Origin of the sequence: Chromohalobacter marismortui, from assembly GCF_004364315.1 — a bacterium.
GTDB classification, from domain to species: Bacteria; Pseudomonadota; Gammaproteobacteria; order Pseudomonadales; family Halomonadaceae; genus Chromohalobacter; species Chromohalobacter marismortui.
The window spans coordinates 1-15,134 of sequence record NZ_SOBR01000008.1 but is presented as its reverse complement, the minus strand read 5'-3'; the positions used below and the strand labels follow the sequence as shown (position 1 = coordinate 15,134).

Below are 15,134 nucleotides of genomic sequence, written 5' to 3'. Positions count from 1 at the left end.
ACGCTGATGCAACTTCCATAACTGGACCGACGACCATGACCCGCTTGTCATCCACACTGCCTTCCCTGCTGGAAGACACCGATATCCTGGCGCCGACGCACGACCCCGACGCGTGCGAGCCCACGCAGGCCGAGAGCCGCCAGATTTTGCTCGACCGCCTGGCCCGCACCCGCGCGGAGTTGAAGAAACGCGACATCGTCGCCGCCGTGCTGTTCGACCCGACCCATGTGCGCTACGCGACCGGCGCCCGCAACATGCAGATCTACTCGGCGCGCAACCCGGCACGTTACGCCTTCGTGCCGGCGGAAGGCCCGGTGGTGATGTTCGAATTCTCCGGCTGCAGTCACCTGACCGAAGGCTTGCCCGGCATCGACGAAACACGCCCGGCGACGGCGATCTCCTATTACTTCTGTGAAGATAATCTGCAGCAGACCACCGAGGCGTGGGCGGACGAGATCGACGAACTGGTACGCCAATGCGGCGGACAAAAAGGCGACAAGGTGGCCATCGAAAGCGCCACCTCGCAAGCGGCCTTCGCGCTGCTCGAACGCGGCTGGCAGATCTGCGACGCTCAGATCCCGCTGGAGCGGGCACGCGCCATCAAGGTGCCCAACGAAATCAAGATGGTGCGCAGCTCGCTGCGCGCGGTAGAGGATGGGGTCCGCAAGCTGGAAGCGGCGATTCGCCCCGGCGCCACGGAAAACGAAGTCTGGTCACAGCTGCACCAGCACATCATTGCTACCGACGCGGACTACGTCGAAACCCGGCTGATGAACTCCGGGCCACGCACCAATCCCTGGTTTCAGGAATGCTCCAATCGAGCGATGCAGGCCGGCGAGCTGGTGGCACTGGATACCGACGTGGTCGGCCGTTATGGCTATTATGCCGATTTCTCGCGCACCTTCCTGTGCGGCGACGGCGAGGCAACAGCGACCCAACGCGAGCTCTACCGCATGGCCTTCGACCAGGTGCGCCATAACATGGCCCTGATCGCGCCGGGCATGTCGTTCAAAGAATACGCCGAGAAGGCCTGGCAGATTCCCCAGCCCTACAAGGCGCGCCGCTATTTTGCGCTGGCCCATGGCGTCGGCATGACCGGCGAGTATCCGTATATCGTTCACCGCGAGGACATCGACGACAAGGGCTACGACGGCATCATGCAGCCGGGTATGACGCTCTGCGTGGAGAGCTACATCGGCCACGAAGGCGGTGGTGAAGGCGTCAAACTCGAGGAGCAGCTTTACATTCGCGACGATGGCCAGGTCGAATTGCTTTCCGACTATCATCTCGATGCGCGACTGCTGGCCGAGTGACACGCCAGCCAACGCCGCCGGACAACCGCTTCGTCCATCCGTCACAAGGGGATTCCATGCGCCAGACGCTGATTCCGCATATCGACCTGACGCCGTTGCTCGCCGACGCCCCGTCACACGACGAGACGCGCCAGGCCATCGTCGATGCCGCCTGCGACTCCGGCTTCATGACCGTGGGCATCGCGCTGGGGCAACTGGATCTGCCCGACGACATCCATGCACGGCTGCTGCGCTTCTTCGAGCTCGACGCAGCGTCCAAGCAACGCCTGGCGCGGCACAAGTTCGAACCGGCCAACCGCAATGTCTATCGCGGCTACTTTCCGCCCCAACACGAGGACCCGACCTGGAAAGAAGGCATCGACCTTGGTCCGGACGTAGCTCACCCAGAGCGAGCGGATATCCAGAGCGGCGATCCGCTGCGCGAACCCACGCCACAGCCGCCGGAATCCGAACTATCGGGTTGGTCGGCGGATGTCGCCGCCTATTACGCCGCCATGGAGTCGCTGGGCGGCGTGATCGCCGCGGCGCTGGCCGAAGGACTCGGTATGCCGCGCGAAACACTCACGCGGCCCTTCGATCATGGCAATTCGACATTGCGCCTGATCCATTATCCCGAGCGTCCGGCCGAGACGCTGGCCGCGATGCCGGCCGTCGACGGCAGCGGCGATGCACGGCGCTGGCTGGTCGGCGTACCGCATTGCGACAACGGCTTCATCACCCTGCTTTGGCAGGACCAGGTCGGCGGCCTGCAAGTGCAAACGCCCGATGGTGGCTGGGAAGACGTCGCACCGCGCGACAACGCCCTGGTGGTCAATTTCGGCCGTCTGCTGGCGGACTGGTCCGGCGGGCGGATCCAGGCCACGGAGCATCGCATCGTCGGCGGCACCCGCTCGCGGCACTCGATACCGTTCTTCTTCGAGCCCGCGGTGGATGCCCATATCGAGGCGCCCGACGCAGCCGGCGACGGTGGCTATGTCTACGGCGACCGGTTGTGGGAACGCATGCAAGCCTTCGTCGAGTTCCAGGGCCTGGAACGTGCGCCCGCCGCCCACACCAGTTCCTGAGCCCACACCAGCATCTGAAAATAGCGACGGTTTCATAAATTTATATAATACTGTGTTTTCAATTCACACAAGAAATGAGGGATAGCGTTATGAAAAAGGTTCTGCACACCCTGACTGCTGCGGCAATGCTCATGGCCGCGACAACGGCCCAGGCCGAGGACAAGACACTGGTGATCGGCACCAACAACTGGGCCGAGAACATCGCGGTCGCCAACATGTGGAAGCTCATCCTCGAGAACCGCTACGACTACGATATCGAGCTCTCCAACGTCAGCAAGAACGCGCTCTACAGCGGTCTTGCCAACGGTGATTTCGACCTCTCGCTCGAAATCTGGCTGCCCACCACTGATGCGCGCTATCTCGAGCCCTACAAGGACCAGCTCGAGGTCCATGAGGGGTGGTACGAAGGCACCGGTCTGGGGCTGGTGGTACCCAGCTATGCCGACATCGACACCATTCCCGAACTCAAGGCTCATGCCGAGGACTACGGATACCAGGGCAGTCCCAGCATTCTGGGCATCGACTCCGGCTCGGCGATCGCCGGCCTGACCGACGAGGCTATCGACGCCTACGGACTCCCGCTGGAACAGGTCAACAGCTCCGGGCCCGCGATGATGGCCGCGCTGGACGCGGCTTACCAGCAGAAAGAGCCGATCGTCGTGACGCTATGGAGCCCGCACTGGGCCTTTGCCGAGTACGACCTCAAGTACCTCGAGGATCCCAAGAACATCTACGGTGATAACGAAACCATCTACTGGTTCTCGCGTCAGAACTTCAGCGAGGACAATCCCTGGCTGACGCGGGTACTCAACGACTGGCAAATGGACGACGACAGCCTGGGCGGCCTGATGGCCGAGATCGAACAGGCCGGCGATCCGGTGGAAGGGGCCACGACCTGGATCGAGGACAATCAGGCGCTCGTCAACGAGTGGCTGGAGACCGGCGAGTAAGCTGCTCATCACTACCCTCGTCACTACGCCTCGCCTACACGACACCTCGTCCACAACGACAAGCGCCCCGGCATGCGATATGCCGGGGCGCTTGTCATGCCAGGCATCGACCGTCGATTACGACGCGACGATCCCCTGACGCTTGGCCATGGCTTGCGCGGCGCGTGGACCCAGCCACAGCGTCGGCAGCAGCACCAGCGACACCGGGATCGCGGTGATCACGATGAACTGCTGCAACACGCTGATCTGTCCCGCCCCCATATACAGCAGGATCGCCGCCATCAACGCCATGGCCACGCCCCAGAACGCGCGCAGCGCCGGCTGGGGATCATCATGCCCGGCATTGACCACGGAGATCGCGTAGCTCATGGAATCGCCGGTGGTCGCCACGAAGATCGTGGTCAGCACCAGCACCGCCAGCGCCATCAACTTCCCGCCCGGCAGCGCCTGGGCCACCGTCAGCGTGGCGACATCGAACTGGAAATTGTTGAGCGCTTCGCTGAGATCGATGGCGCCACTCATCTGGTAGAAGATCCCCGAGCCGCCCAACAGCGTGAACCACACCGAGGTGGCCACGGGCGCGAGCACGGCCACGGCCACGATCATCTGACGAATGGTGCGGCCCCGCGAGATACGCGCCACGAAGATCGCCATCAGCGGCGCATAGCCGATGAACCAGGCGAAGAAGAACACCGTCCACCACTTCATCCACCAGTCCGGCGCGGTCTGCGAGGTCATGGTGGCCATCTCGAAGAACGATCCCAGATAGGCTCCGAAGCCCTGGAACCAGCTATCGAACAGGAACTGCGTCGGCCCAAAAAGCAGGATCGCCGCGCCGATGAGCAACGCCAGCATGACGTTGAAACGGCTCAGCATCTGAATGCCGCGTTCGATGCCGGTGATCGCCGACGTCACGTAGACCCCGCCCAGCACGACGAGGATCACCAGCTGCGTGCCGTAGCCCTCGGCCACACCGAACAGCGTATGCAGGCCGAAACTCATCTGGGTCGCCAGAAAGCCGATGGGGCCCACGGTGCCGGCCACCACGGCGATGACGCAGACCGCATCCACCACCCCGCCAAAGACACCGCGCATGCGCGCCTCGCCCAGCAACGGGGTCAGCAGGGTACGCGGTTGCAGCGGCAGGCCTCGATCATAGTGATGATGCGACAGCACGATCGCCGCCAGAGTGCCGAGCACCGCCCAGGCTAGAAAGCCCCAGTGCATGAAGGACTGTGCCAGTGCATTGGGCACCGCTGCCGCTGTCCCCGGCTCGCTGGAAAATGCCGGCGGCGTGACCACGAAGTGATAGACCGGCTCACCGGCGGCAAAGAAGACGCCCCCCCCGGCCAGCAGCGTGCACAGGATGATCGACACCCACTTGAAAGTCCCCATGTCCGGGCGCTCGCGGTTACCGATGCGCGCACGCCCCGCCGGCGAGACGGCCACGCCCACGGCGATCAGGAAGGTCAGCAGCAGCAGGAGCTGGAAATAGGCGCCCAGCGTCTTCGCCGTCCAGGCGAACCCGGCGCCGATCACCGCCGTCATGGCGTCGGCATCGATCAGCGATAGCGCCACGAACAGCACGATGAAGCCAATCGTCAGCCCCATCACCGTCGGGTCGCCAAAACGCGTGCCCGAGCGCGTGGCACTCGCGTCGTGTTGAGTCATCTTTTCCGGTTCCGATAGTCGCGTGAGAGGCGCACCCTACCGACCTTCGTCGAACACGGCAAATCGAAATGCGCAACGTTCGGGCGCCGGCCTCCCTTCGATGCCTTCGCCATGCCGCGCCGTTCAGGCGCGCGCGATCTTCCAGTAGCGTGCGACGCGCTTGTTCAATGCCTTGGGCGATTCCGCGAACAGCCGACGCCCGAGCGCCTCGGCCTTGCTCTGCAGGACTTCCCGCCGGCGTTCGACGAGCCCATGCAAGGCCTCGCGTCGCGCGGGATCGACACGCTGCATGTCCTCGGCGTCGAGGGCGATGGCGAGCATCGCGAGGTCGTGGTCCTCCCCCAGCAGATCGGAAAGCCGGTGGGCCTGTTGCGCGCGCATCTTGAACGCGGCCGGCCACAACGGGCGCAACAACTCGCATTGATGACGGTGGTACTTCACGCGCTTGCGCCATTCGTGCAGCACAGCGGTGGACGGCGTGCGCCGCGCCTCGCCCAGGGCATCGCGTGCCTGGGCATAGCTGGTCACCCAACCGCCCGACACGGCAGCATGGCCCTGCGCCGCCAGCGTCCAGTCGGCGACCGCCTCGCGCGCCTCGGACAACGCCGATGCCAACCCCTCCCAGTCCGGGGTATCGGCCCCCTCCAGCGTGGCGTCACGGCGCACCACCAGCTTGCGGCGAATCGCCGTGTAACGACGTCGGTCGAGGTCCGCCTCGTGCAGGCTCATCAGGTGCTCGAACGTCTCGACGAGCACCTGATCGTCGCGGTTCCCGGCCACGCGACGCGCCAGGTCGCGAAAGCGCCGATTCTCCCGGCGGTAGCGCTTTTCGCCCAGCGCCGGACGCACCAGGCGCAACAGCGCCCGCAGCTTCTTGCAGCGCTGGCGTAACGCATGAATGGCGGTGACCGGGTCCGCCTCGCGATCGCGTAGCGCCGCCTGGGCGTGTTCGATCTGTTCGATGGCGATACGCTGAACGCTCGCCTCGGTCGGCTCCTGCATGGACACGCGATAGGACACGTCGCTCTCCTGAGTCGGGACGATATGCCCAGTCTAGACGCCGCCAAGCGCAACCGACCACGTGCGCGTCATCCGCGCCGCTCGAGCCCTATTGAAGCTTATATTTTCCAGCACTGAGACAAGCACTGCTGTAGAGCCAAAAAGTCGACCGTCCTCTACTAACATGCCAGACTGCTCTCTTAAACCCTCACTACTAGCAGAATACCGCTGAATGAAGCTAAAGCGCCTGACACTGGAGAACTTTCGCGCCAAGCCATCACTATCGGTGACGCTGGGGCCACGCCTCACCCTTCTGATGGGCGCCAATGGCACCGGCAAGACCACCTTGCTGGATGGCATCGCCATTGGGCTTGGTGAAATCCTCTCTTATCTGCCTAGTGTCGCAGGCATGACGTTCAAGAAACGGGGTGATCTCCACCAGCGTGGCAACCACTTTGCGCCCTATACGCGGATCACCCTGGAGACCTTTCAAAGGCTTTCCTGGGACCGGCTCCAGAGGCGCGACAATAGCAAGAAGACGGCCGGTGAGATCCCTCCAGGACAGGGGGTGAAGGCACTCAAACAGCATCTCGACAGCACCGTCATAAATCCCTGGGCAGCCGGTGAGCCCTTCGAACTGCCGGTGTTTGCCTATTACGGCGTCAGCCGCGCCTTGCTGGATCTCCCCCTCAGTCGCAAAGGGTTTCCCAAGTCCCACGAGCGTTTCGATGCCTTGGCCAATGCGCTGAACGCCGATACGCGTTTCAAATCGGCCTTCGTCTGGTTCTACAACAAAGAAAACGAGGAACATCGGCTACAAAAGCAGCACAAGAGCTTCGACGTAACGCTGCCGGAGCTGGACGCGGTGCGCCGCGCCATCACGCAGTTATTCCCTGACCTCTCCGAGCCACATATCGAACTCAATCCGCTTCGATTCGCAGTGAAGCAGCAAGGAGAGTGGCTGAATATCGCTCAGCTCAGCGATGGCTATCAGACCCTGCTGGGGGTGGTCATCGACCTCAGTTCGCGAATGGCCATGGCCAATCCGCACCTGGATGACCCACTGGCGGCTGAAGCGGTGGTGATGATCGACGAAATCGATCTACACCTACACCCCGAGTGGCAGCGGCGTGTAGTGGGAGATCTGCTAGTCACTTTTCCCAACGCCCAGTTCATCGCCACCACCCACAGCCCCTTTATCGTCGAGGCGCTCAACAACCACCTCAAGCGCAGCCAGCTCGATGGCCTCGAGATCACCAGTGAGGTCATCCAAGCACTACCGCCACTATCGCCGGAAGAGGTGGCCGCCTATCACGTGACGCCGGACGAGGCCCAGTCGCTGATGGATACTGACCTGGGGCTGCTCGATGACAAGCTGCTTAGCCACTTCAATGCCATCAATCGCCTCTATGACGAGATGCGGGACCTCGAGTGGGAGCATCGCGGGGCATGAATCTGGGCGCGTATCAGGACTGCGTGTGTCGGAGGATGGGCAACACCCAGGCGCTGTGCCGCGGGGAACTCACACTCGGTGAGCAGGGCAAGCAGATCCGCCTGACGCCCAAGGCGGGGGAGCGGGCTGTCGCCGTGGTGCTCGATGGCTGCGTGTTGCGCGACAACCAGCCGAAGTGCGACGGCCTCTTCCTCTGGCAGGGAAATCAACGTAATGCCGCCGTGCTCGTCGAACTCAAAGGCGCCGGTGATATCCCGCACGCTTTCGAACAGCTTGCCTACGTGAAGCGGCAGCGGCCGGAATATCGGGCATTGGTGGAATCCCTGCGTGCAGAAGCTGGCGCTAGCCGACGCGTGATGGAAAAGGCCGTGGTGATCACCAACGGCATGCTCTCCAAGCTAGATCAGGAGCGACTGGAAAATCATTATGGCATCCGTGTGATGGCCGTCCTGCATTGTGAAGCCAGCTCGCCAATTCCTGAGTTGCGAAACCATCTCTGAACGCATCGCCAGACACTTACATTAGACTTCATTGGTTTGTCGCCATGTTGCGCTGCTCAGTGACTACGAGCCACGCCGCTTGAGCAAGCGTTGCATCGCGCCGGAAGGCGCCTCGACGGGACGGTCACGCCGACTGGAGGCGTAGTTTTCGTTGAACACCTCGAAATAGTCGTCGAGGATCGCCGAGGCCTCGGCGTCGCCGCTGATGCGCAACAGCTCGGCGGCGACTTCGGCGGTGCATAGATGATCGCTGGAGGCGGCCTTGCGCAGCCGGTAGCGCGTCAGGCGTGATGTCTTGAGCGGTAGCACCGGGAGCGAGGCCAGGTACTCGCTACGCCGGAAGATCCGCCGCGCCTGGCGCCAGGTGCCGTCGAGGAGGATGAAGACCGGCGTGCGCGAGCCGGCCAGTGCCGCATCGACGGCCGCGGGGCCCACCACGCGCTCGGCGTAATCCGCCTGGTCGTCGGGAAAGACGACGAAGGGCGCAAAGCGGTCGTCCTCGAGTAGTGCCAGAAGCCGCGGATCGGGTTCGGTGCGATACCAGGTGAAGACTTCGGTTTCAGGCAGGATATGGCTAATCAAACGACCGGTATTGGTCGGCTTGTAGTGCTCGATGGGATGCGTCAAAAGCCAGAAGCGTACACGGCTCTCGGCTGTCACGCGGTACGGACACAAGCAGTTGAGCTTGGGCAGCCGGCACTCCGGGCAACGCGAGACGAAGCTACCGCGTGCATTGAACGGCTTGCGCGGCGCGTCGGGGTCATAACCGGACACCGCCGTGGCTGAATCGGCCGGCGCATCGTGGGATTCATGCATGAGACATCAGGCTGGGTCGAAAAGGCCGGGCATTCTAGCATGCCCGGCCGGGCGTTCATCCACGCGACGTCGACGCCGCCGGCGGCGCGTTCGACACATGGCGACGCTTCCAGTACCCCGCCAGCAGCGAACCGGACACGTTGTGCCACACCGAGAACAAGGCCCCGGGCAAGGCCGAGGTCGCGGTGAAGAATTGATTGGCCAGGGTCACCGCCAGCCCGGAGTTTTGCAGGCCGACCTCGAAGGCGATGGTGCGCGCAGTGCGCGTGTCGAAACGCAGCGCCCGCGCCAGACCGTACCCCGCCGCGAGGCCAATGCTGTTGTGCGCGATGACTGCCAATGCAACCACCGGCCCCAGGGTGCTCAAGCGTCCGGCATTGAGCGCCACCACGATGGCAATGATCAAGACGATGGACGCCATCGCCAGTGTGGCCAAAGCCGGTTCCACGCGCTGAATATGCGTCCCCAGCAGGTGATGGATCACCACGCCCAGCACGATGGGCGCGACCACCAACTGGGCGATGCTCAGCAACATGCCCAGCACCGGCACGTCGATGCTCTGACCCAGCAGCAATAGTGTGATCAACGGCGTGGCGACCACCGAGATCAATGTCGACACCATGGTCATCGACACCGACAGCGCCACATGGCCGCCGGCCAGCCAGGTCATCACGTTGGACGAGGTGCCGCCCGCCGTGGCACCCACCAGCACCATGCCGATGGTCAGCTCGGTCGACAGCCCCAAAACGCGCGAAACCAGCAGCGCCGCCAGCGGCATGATCAGAAACTGCAAGATGACGCCCACGGCGATGGGCTTGGGCGACTTCACCACACGCGCGAAGTCGCCCTTGGTGAGCGTCAGCCCCATGGCGAACATGATGATCACCAGCAGCGCTTTGATATAGCCGGCCAAGCCGGTAAACAGCTCCGGTACGAGCGCGGCGATGACCGCCAGCAAGATGGCCCAGACGGGAAACAGACGATTGATGCGTTCGAAGATCGACATGTGCGTGTCCTAGCGTTTGGCAATGGTGCTTCATGCACCTTTTTATGCATTCAAGATGAAGCACGTAGTGTGCCGTAAAACGTGACACAGGCGAAGTGCATCGGCTTCACACCCAGTCCGGCACCCACAGCTCGCCCATTTGCCGCCAGTGCTCGACCAGCGGCGGCACGCCCTGGCTCGCCGGTTGCGAAATGGCCCGCACGCCACGCGGCACGAGGGATTCCGCCTGGGGATCGACGAGCAGGCACGGGGCCTCGATGGGCGCCTGTTCGAGCAACAAGGCTGCCGGCATCACCGCCAGCGAGGTGCCCACCACCAGCACGAAATCCGCGTCGGCGACAACGTCGCAGGCCTGGGCGTAACGCGGTACCGGCTCGCCGAACCACACCACGTCCGGACGTAGTTGGCTGCCCTTGTCGCATAGCTCCCCCATCCGAATGCCCTGCCGCCCCACCGGGTAGCGCAAGCTAGGGTTGGCACTCGAACGCGCCATGAGAATCTCGCCATGCAGATGCAATACATCACGGGACCCTGCCCGCTCGTGCAGGTCATCGATGTTCTGCGTGATCACGCTGACCTGAAATCCGGCTCGTTCGAGTTCGGCCAGCGCACGGTGCGCGGCGTTGGGCGATGCCTGACGCGTTTGCTCGCGGCGTTCGTCATAGAAGCGCAGCACGCTTTCAGGGTCGCGCTTGAACGCCTCGGGCGTGGCGACATCCTCCACGCGATGGTTTTCCCACAGGCCGTCGCCGTCACGGAACGTCTTCAGGCCGCTTTCGGCACTGATGCCCGCCCCGGTGAGCACGACGAGATGCGGTTTGCGTTGTTCGCTCATGCCTACCTCCATGGTGTGTGGATCCACATCGCCATCGGCTGTACATCCCATGTGGCAAAGTCGACAATAGGCGCCCTTCGAGCGACCCGAAAGCCCCTTCATGACGTTGGAATTGCCCGTACTCTATCAGGACGAGCGCATGGTTGCCGTGCATAAGCCCTCGGGCATGCTTGTCCACCGCAGCGCGATCGCCGCCGATGCACAGGTATTCGCCCTGCAGACCCTGCGCAATCAGCTAGGGCGCCACGTCTATCCGGTACACCGGCTCGACCGGCCGACCTCGGGGCTATTGCTGTTCGCCCTCGACCCGGAGATGGCCAAGGCGCTGGGCGAGGAATTCACCGCGCACCGCGTCCATAAGCGGTACTTGGCGGTGGTCCGGGGCGTCGGCCCGGAGCAGGACGTGCTCGATTACGGCCTGCGCGAGGAAGACGGCAAACGCCCCAAGTCGGAAATGCCCGAGCTTGCCGCCTGGACCGCCGTGCGCCGCCTGGACAGCGTCGAACTGCCGGTACGCATCGACCGTTACCCCCAGGTGCGTTATTCCTTGATGGAGGCCCAACCCTGGACCGGCCGACGGCATCAGATTCGCCGCCACCTTTCGCGGCGTGGCTACCCGATCATCGGTGACGCCAAACACGGCAAGGGCGCCCACAACCGCTTCTTCCGCGAGCGACTGGATAGCCCGCGCCTGCTGCTCGCGGCCGTGGGCATGACGATCTGGCATCCCGAGCAAGCGCGCACGCTGCAACTCGATGCGCCCCTGGCCGACGACATGCGCACACTGTTCGCACGCTTCGGTTGGCAGGGCCACGCCCCGGCAACCCGCGTCGACTGGCACGAGGAGCGCCCTGTGTCGCTATGGCCCACCGGCCACGACAGGTAACGAGGAAACAACACATGCACGACGATTACGATTTCCGTTTCGGCGGCATCCGCCGACTGTACGGCGCCAAAGCCGCCGCGTTCTTCCGCCGTGCGCACGTGGTGGTCATCGGCGTGGGCGGCGTGGGCAGTTGGGCGGTGGAGGCCCTCGCCCGCGCCGGCATCGGCACCTTGACGTTGATCGATCTCGACGATGTCTGCGTGTCCAACGTCAATCGCCAGTTGCACGCGCTGGACGGCACCATCGGGCGGCCCAAGGTCGAGGTAATGGCCGAGCGCTGCCGCGCCATTCAGCCAGGCATCACCGTGCATGCGGACACCGCCTTCGTGACGCCGACCAATCTCGCCGAGCGCCTGCCCGAGGACGCCGACCACGTCATCGACGCCATCGACAGCGTCATCGCCAAGAGCGCCTTGATCGCCTGGTGCAAGCGCCGCAAGATCGGCCTGACCGTTACCGGCGCGGCGGGCGGCCAGACCGACCCCACGCGCATCCGTGTTGCTGACCTGACGCGCACCGAGCACGACCCGCTGCTGGCCAAGGTACGCGCACGCCTGCGGCGGGATTTCGGCTTCTCGCGCAATCCCAAGCGGCGCTTCAGCGTCGAATGCGTGTACTCCGACGAGCAGCTCGTCTACCCCGGCGCCGACGGCGAGGTCTGCCAGCAAAAACCCGGCAATGGCGAGTCCACGCGTCTCGACTGCGCTTCCGGCGTCGGTGCGGCGACCTTCGTCACCGGCAGCTTCGGCTTCGTGGCCGCCTCGCGCACGCTGGCACGGCTCGCCATCAAGGCCGAGCGCGAACCGGCCGATCCCCACGTTACGGAGACATCCCCATGAGCCATGAGACACGCCCGGTCCCCGGCATCTACCGTCATTACAAGGGCGCCAGCTATGAAGTGCTGGGCGTCGCCCACCACAGCGAGACCGAAGAGGCGCTGGTGGTCTATCGTGCGCTGTACGGCGACTACGGCCTCTGGGTACGCCCCCTGGCAATGTTCTGCGAAACCGTCGAGGTCGCCGGCGAGCCGGTGCCACGCTTCGAGCTCGAGGCCGCCTTCCGCTGAACGGCGTGCGTCGCTGAGCGAAGCCGCCAATGCTATAATGCCGCGCTTCTCGTTTCGCGCGGCGCCACGGCGTTGCCACAACCCGAAGGGGAGAAAGCATGAGCGCACTGGTTGGTGTCATCATGGGCTCGAAGTCCGACTGGGCGACCTTGTGCCATACCGTCGACACGCTCGAGGCACTCGGCATCGAACACGAAGTCAAAGTGGTCTCGGCGCATCGCACACCGGATTTACTGTTCGACTATGCCGCCAGCGCCGCCGATCGCGGCCTGGAAGTCATCATCGCCGGGGCCGGCGGCGCCGCACATCTGCCGGGCATGGCCGCCGCCAAGACGCCCCTGCCGGTGCTCGGTGTGCCCGTGCAATCGAGCATGCTCAGCGGGGTCGACTCGCTGCTCTCCATCGTCCAGATGCCCGCCGGCATTCCCACCGGCACCCTGGCCATCGGTCGGGCCGGCGCCATCAACGCCGCCCTGCTCGCCGCCGCCATGCTGGGCAACAAGTACCCGGTGATCCGCGACGCACTGGAAGCCTACCGCGATGCGCAGACACAAAAGGTGCTCGACGCGCCCGACCCGCGTCCCACCGACGACACGCAGGAGACATGAATGAATATCGGTATCGTAGGCGGCGGCCAACTGGGTCGAATGCTGGCGCAGGCAGGCGCGCCGCTGGACATGCGTTTTACCTTTCTCGACCCCTCGACCCAAGCATGCGCCGCCATCCATGGCGTCCATCTCTGTGCCGAGTGGGACGACGAGGAAGCCCACCAGGCCCTGATCGAAGCCAGTGATGTGATCACCTTCGAGTTCGAGAACGTCTCGACCATGGCGCTGACACAGCTCGCCGAACAGCGCCCGGCCTTCCCGCCGGCCAAGGCACTGGAAACCGCCCGCGACCGTGGCGCCGAGAAATCGCTGTTCCAGTCGCTGGACATCGCCATTGCCCCCATCGCGCTGATCGAGAGCCAGGACGACCTGGACCGCGCGGTGGCCGAGATCGGCCTGCCGGCGGTGCTCAAGACGCGCACCCTGGGCTACGACGGCAAGGGCCAGAAGGTACTGCGCAGCGCCGACGACGTGCCCGGCAGCGTCGCCGAGCTGGGCGACGTGCCCTTGATCCTGGAAGGCTTCATCGATTTCGATCATGAAGTCTCGGCCATCGCCGTGCGCGGCCGCGACGGCGAGGTGCGGGTGTGGCCGCTGTCACGCAACGAGCACCGCCAGGGCATCCTGCATCGTGCCGAACCGCAGCCCGACCACCCGCTGTACGCCCGCGCCGCCGACTACGCCACCCGCGTGCTCGACGCACTGGAGTACGTCGGGGTCATGGCCTTCGAGTTCTTCGTCACCCGCGACGGCGAGCTGCTCGCCAACGAAATCGCCCCCCGCGTGCACAACTCCGGGCACTGGAGCATCGAAGGCGCGACGACCAGCCAGTTCGAGAATCACCTGCGCGCCGTCGCCGGGCTGCCGCTGGGCGACACGACACGCCTCGTGCCCTGCGCCATGCTCAACATCATCGGCGCCTTCCCCGACCGCGACGCCGTGCTCAACATCGCCGGCGCACGCCTGCACGACTACGACAAGGCCCCCCGCCCCGGCCGCAAGATCGGCCATGTCACGGTCCTCGCCCCCGATGAGGCCACGCTGGCCGAGCGCGTCACCGCCGTCGAGGCCCTGCTGGTCAACGACCTGGGCTGAGCCCTCGCCGCGCCATCCGTCGTAACGCAAGATGCCCGCCAATGGGCGGGCATCTGGTATCGGCATGGCAGCGACGCGATCACTCGTCGTCGGCGCTCATCTGCTGCTGCAGGTAGTTCTGGATACCCACCTTGTCGATCAGGCCGAGTTCGGTCTCGATCGTGTCGATGTGTTCTTCTTCATCGTTGAGGATGCGGCGGAACAGGTCACGGCTGACGTAATCGCGCACTTCCTCGGAATAAGCGATGGCGTCGACCAGGTCCTGCCAGCCGGTCTTCTCGATGGCGAGATCGCACTCGAGCATTTCCTTGGTGTTCTCGCCGATGTGCAGCTTGCCCAGATCCTGCAGGTTGGGAATGCCCTCGAGGAACAGGATACGCTCGATCAGCTCGTCGGCATGGCGCATCTCTTCGATGGATTCGTCGTATTCCCACTTGGCCAGCTTGGCCAGCCCCCAGTCCTTGTACATCTTGGCGTGCAAGAAGTACTGGTTGATGGCGACCAGCTCATTGCCCAGTGCGGTGTTGAGGTACTGAACGACCTTGGCATCACCTTTCATCGTCACGTCTCCCTTGCAGATTAATGTGGTTGTACGGCGATGGCGACTCGCGAATCATAGCGCGCGATCGCCGTCATGGGATACAGGGAGTATCGACTATTTCGCCGAAAAAGTCGAATAAAGACAGGATCTTGCCGCGAAAACGGCGCATTTGTTAAGGATTGGAAATAACAGGCGAGAACGATTGCCACTCCGCTCTCGCCCCACGCACGCCGCAATGTAATGACCCCCTGGTTTCTGCACACCCTACGCAATTAATGCGGGGTGTGCTCGGGGTGCCACGTAGTCCAGAGACTGGTGTGGCCGTTCTTCG

The 15,134-nt window shown here is 63.9% G+C and carries 16 protein-coding genes; 10 read left to right on the top strand and 6 right to left on the bottom strand.

All coding sequences use genetic code 11. The annotated features are described in order from the left end of the window. Positions 1-35 precede the first annotated feature (35 nt). The 3 genes from C8E00_RS14310 to C8E00_RS14300 all read left to right on the top strand — a co-directional run bounded on the left by C8E00_RS14310 (position 36) and on the right by C8E00_RS14300 (position 3,327). A complete protein-coding gene (locus C8E00_RS14310) occupies positions 36-1,313 on the top strand; it encodes a M24 family metallopeptidase (RefSeq protein ID WP_208291940.1) in 1,278 nt (425 codons plus the stop codon). Positions 1,314-1,369: 56 nt separating this feature from the next. After that, on the top strand, positions 1,370-2,377 hold the full coding sequence (locus C8E00_RS14305; RefSeq protein ID WP_133698203.1) for a 2OG-Fe(II) oxygenase family protein: 1,008 nt from the start codon (positions 1,370-1,372) through the stop codon (positions 2,375-2,377). 89 nt (positions 2,378-2,466) lie between these two features. After that, positions 2,467-3,327 carry a glycine betaine ABC transporter substrate-binding protein gene (locus C8E00_RS14300; protein ID WP_133698202.1) on the top strand — a complete coding sequence of 287 codons (861 nt, stop codon included), beginning with the start codon at positions 2,467-2,469 and terminating at the stop codon, positions 3,325-3,327. Positions 3,328-3,444: 117 nt separating this feature from the next. Here the strand turns inward: C8E00_RS14300 and C8E00_RS14295 are convergent, their stop codons facing one another. Both C8E00_RS14295 and C8E00_RS14290 read right to left on the bottom strand, forming a co-directional pair. Next, positions 3,445-4,998 carry a BCCT family transporter gene (locus C8E00_RS14295; protein WP_133698201.1) on the bottom strand — a complete coding sequence of 518 codons (1,554 nt, stop codon included), beginning with the start codon at positions 4,996-4,998 and terminating at the stop codon, positions 3,445-3,447. A 123-nt stretch (positions 4,999-5,121) separates the two neighbouring features. Beyond that, positions 5,122-6,018, bottom strand: a complete 897-nt coding sequence (locus C8E00_RS14290; RefSeq protein WP_133698200.1) for a CHAD domain-containing protein — start codon at positions 6,016-6,018, stop codon at positions 5,122-5,124. Positions 6,019-6,229: 211 nt separating this feature from the next. On the opposite strand from C8E00_RS14290, the gene C8E00_RS14285 reads away from it, so the two are divergent. Continuing rightward, positions 6,230-7,450, top strand: a complete 1,221-nt coding sequence (locus C8E00_RS14285; protein ID WP_133698199.1) for an AAA family ATPase — start codon at positions 6,230-6,232, stop codon at positions 7,448-7,450. Next, positions 7,447-7,950: a hypothetical protein gene (locus C8E00_RS14280; protein WP_208291939.1), complete on the top strand. Its 504-nt coding sequence runs from the start codon at positions 7,447-7,449 to the stop codon at positions 7,948-7,950. Before C8E00_RS14285 ends, C8E00_RS14280 begins: the two co-directional genes overlap by 4 nt. A 63-nt stretch (positions 7,951-8,013) precedes the next feature. Here the strand turns inward: C8E00_RS14280 and C8E00_RS14275 are convergent, their stop codons facing one another. The 3 genes from C8E00_RS14275 to C8E00_RS14265 form a co-directional block, all read right to left on the bottom strand. Next, positions 8,014-8,766, bottom strand: coding sequence for a tRNA-uridine aminocarboxypropyltransferase (locus C8E00_RS14275; protein ID WP_133698198.1), 753 nt, complete (start codon positions 8,764-8,766; stop codon positions 8,014-8,016). A 55-nt stretch (positions 8,767-8,821) separates the two neighbouring features. Next, the gene (locus C8E00_RS14270; protein WP_133698197.1) at positions 8,822-9,772 is read right to left on the bottom strand and encodes a bile acid:sodium symporter family protein; all 951 of its coding nucleotides are present in this window, start codon (positions 9,770-9,772) and stop codon (positions 8,822-8,824) included. 106 nt (positions 9,773-9,878) lie between these two features. Continuing rightward, positions 9,879-10,607 (bottom strand): SIR2 family NAD-dependent protein deacylase, encoded by a 729-nt coding sequence (locus C8E00_RS14265; RefSeq protein WP_133698196.1) that lies wholly within the window; start codon positions 10,605-10,607, stop codon positions 9,879-9,881. Between the two features lie 100 nt (positions 10,608-10,707). On the opposite strand from C8E00_RS14265, the gene C8E00_RS14260 reads away from it, so the two are divergent. The 5 genes from C8E00_RS14260 (at position 10,708) to C8E00_RS14240 (ending at position 14,262) form a co-directional block, all read left to right on the top strand. Continuing rightward, a complete protein-coding gene (locus C8E00_RS14260; RefSeq protein WP_133698195.1) occupies positions 10,708-11,493 on the top strand; it encodes a pseudouridine synthase in 786 nt (261 codons plus the stop codon). Positions 11,494-11,507: 14 nt separating this feature from the next. Next, a complete protein-coding gene (tcdA, locus tag C8E00_RS14255) occupies positions 11,508-12,332 on the top strand; it encodes a tRNA cyclic N6-threonylcarbamoyladenosine(37) synthase TcdA (RefSeq protein ID WP_133698194.1) in 825 nt (274 codons plus the stop codon). Continuing rightward, positions 12,329-12,559, top strand: coding sequence for a DUF1653 domain-containing protein (locus C8E00_RS14250; RefSeq protein WP_133698193.1), 231 nt, complete (start codon positions 12,329-12,331; stop codon positions 12,557-12,559). Before tcdA ends, C8E00_RS14250 begins: the two co-directional genes overlap by 4 nt. Before the next feature lie 98 nt (positions 12,560-12,657). Continuing rightward, a complete protein-coding gene (purE, locus tag C8E00_RS14245) occupies positions 12,658-13,167 on the top strand; it encodes a 5-(carboxyamino)imidazole ribonucleotide mutase (RefSeq protein WP_133698192.1) in 510 nt (169 codons plus the stop codon). Further along, complete coding sequence (locus C8E00_RS14240) at positions 13,168-14,262, top strand: 5-(carboxyamino)imidazole ribonucleotide synthase (protein WP_133698191.1); 1,095 nt, start codon at positions 13,168-13,170, stop codon at positions 14,260-14,262. A 79-nt stretch (positions 14,263-14,341) separates the two neighbouring features. On the opposite strand, the gene bfr is transcribed toward C8E00_RS14240, so the two are convergent. Further along, entirely contained in the window at positions 14,342-14,821 is a 480-nt protein-coding gene (gene bfr / locus C8E00_RS14235; protein ID WP_133698190.1) for a bacterioferritin, read from the bottom strand. Positions 14,822-15,134: the final 313 nt, after the last annotated feature.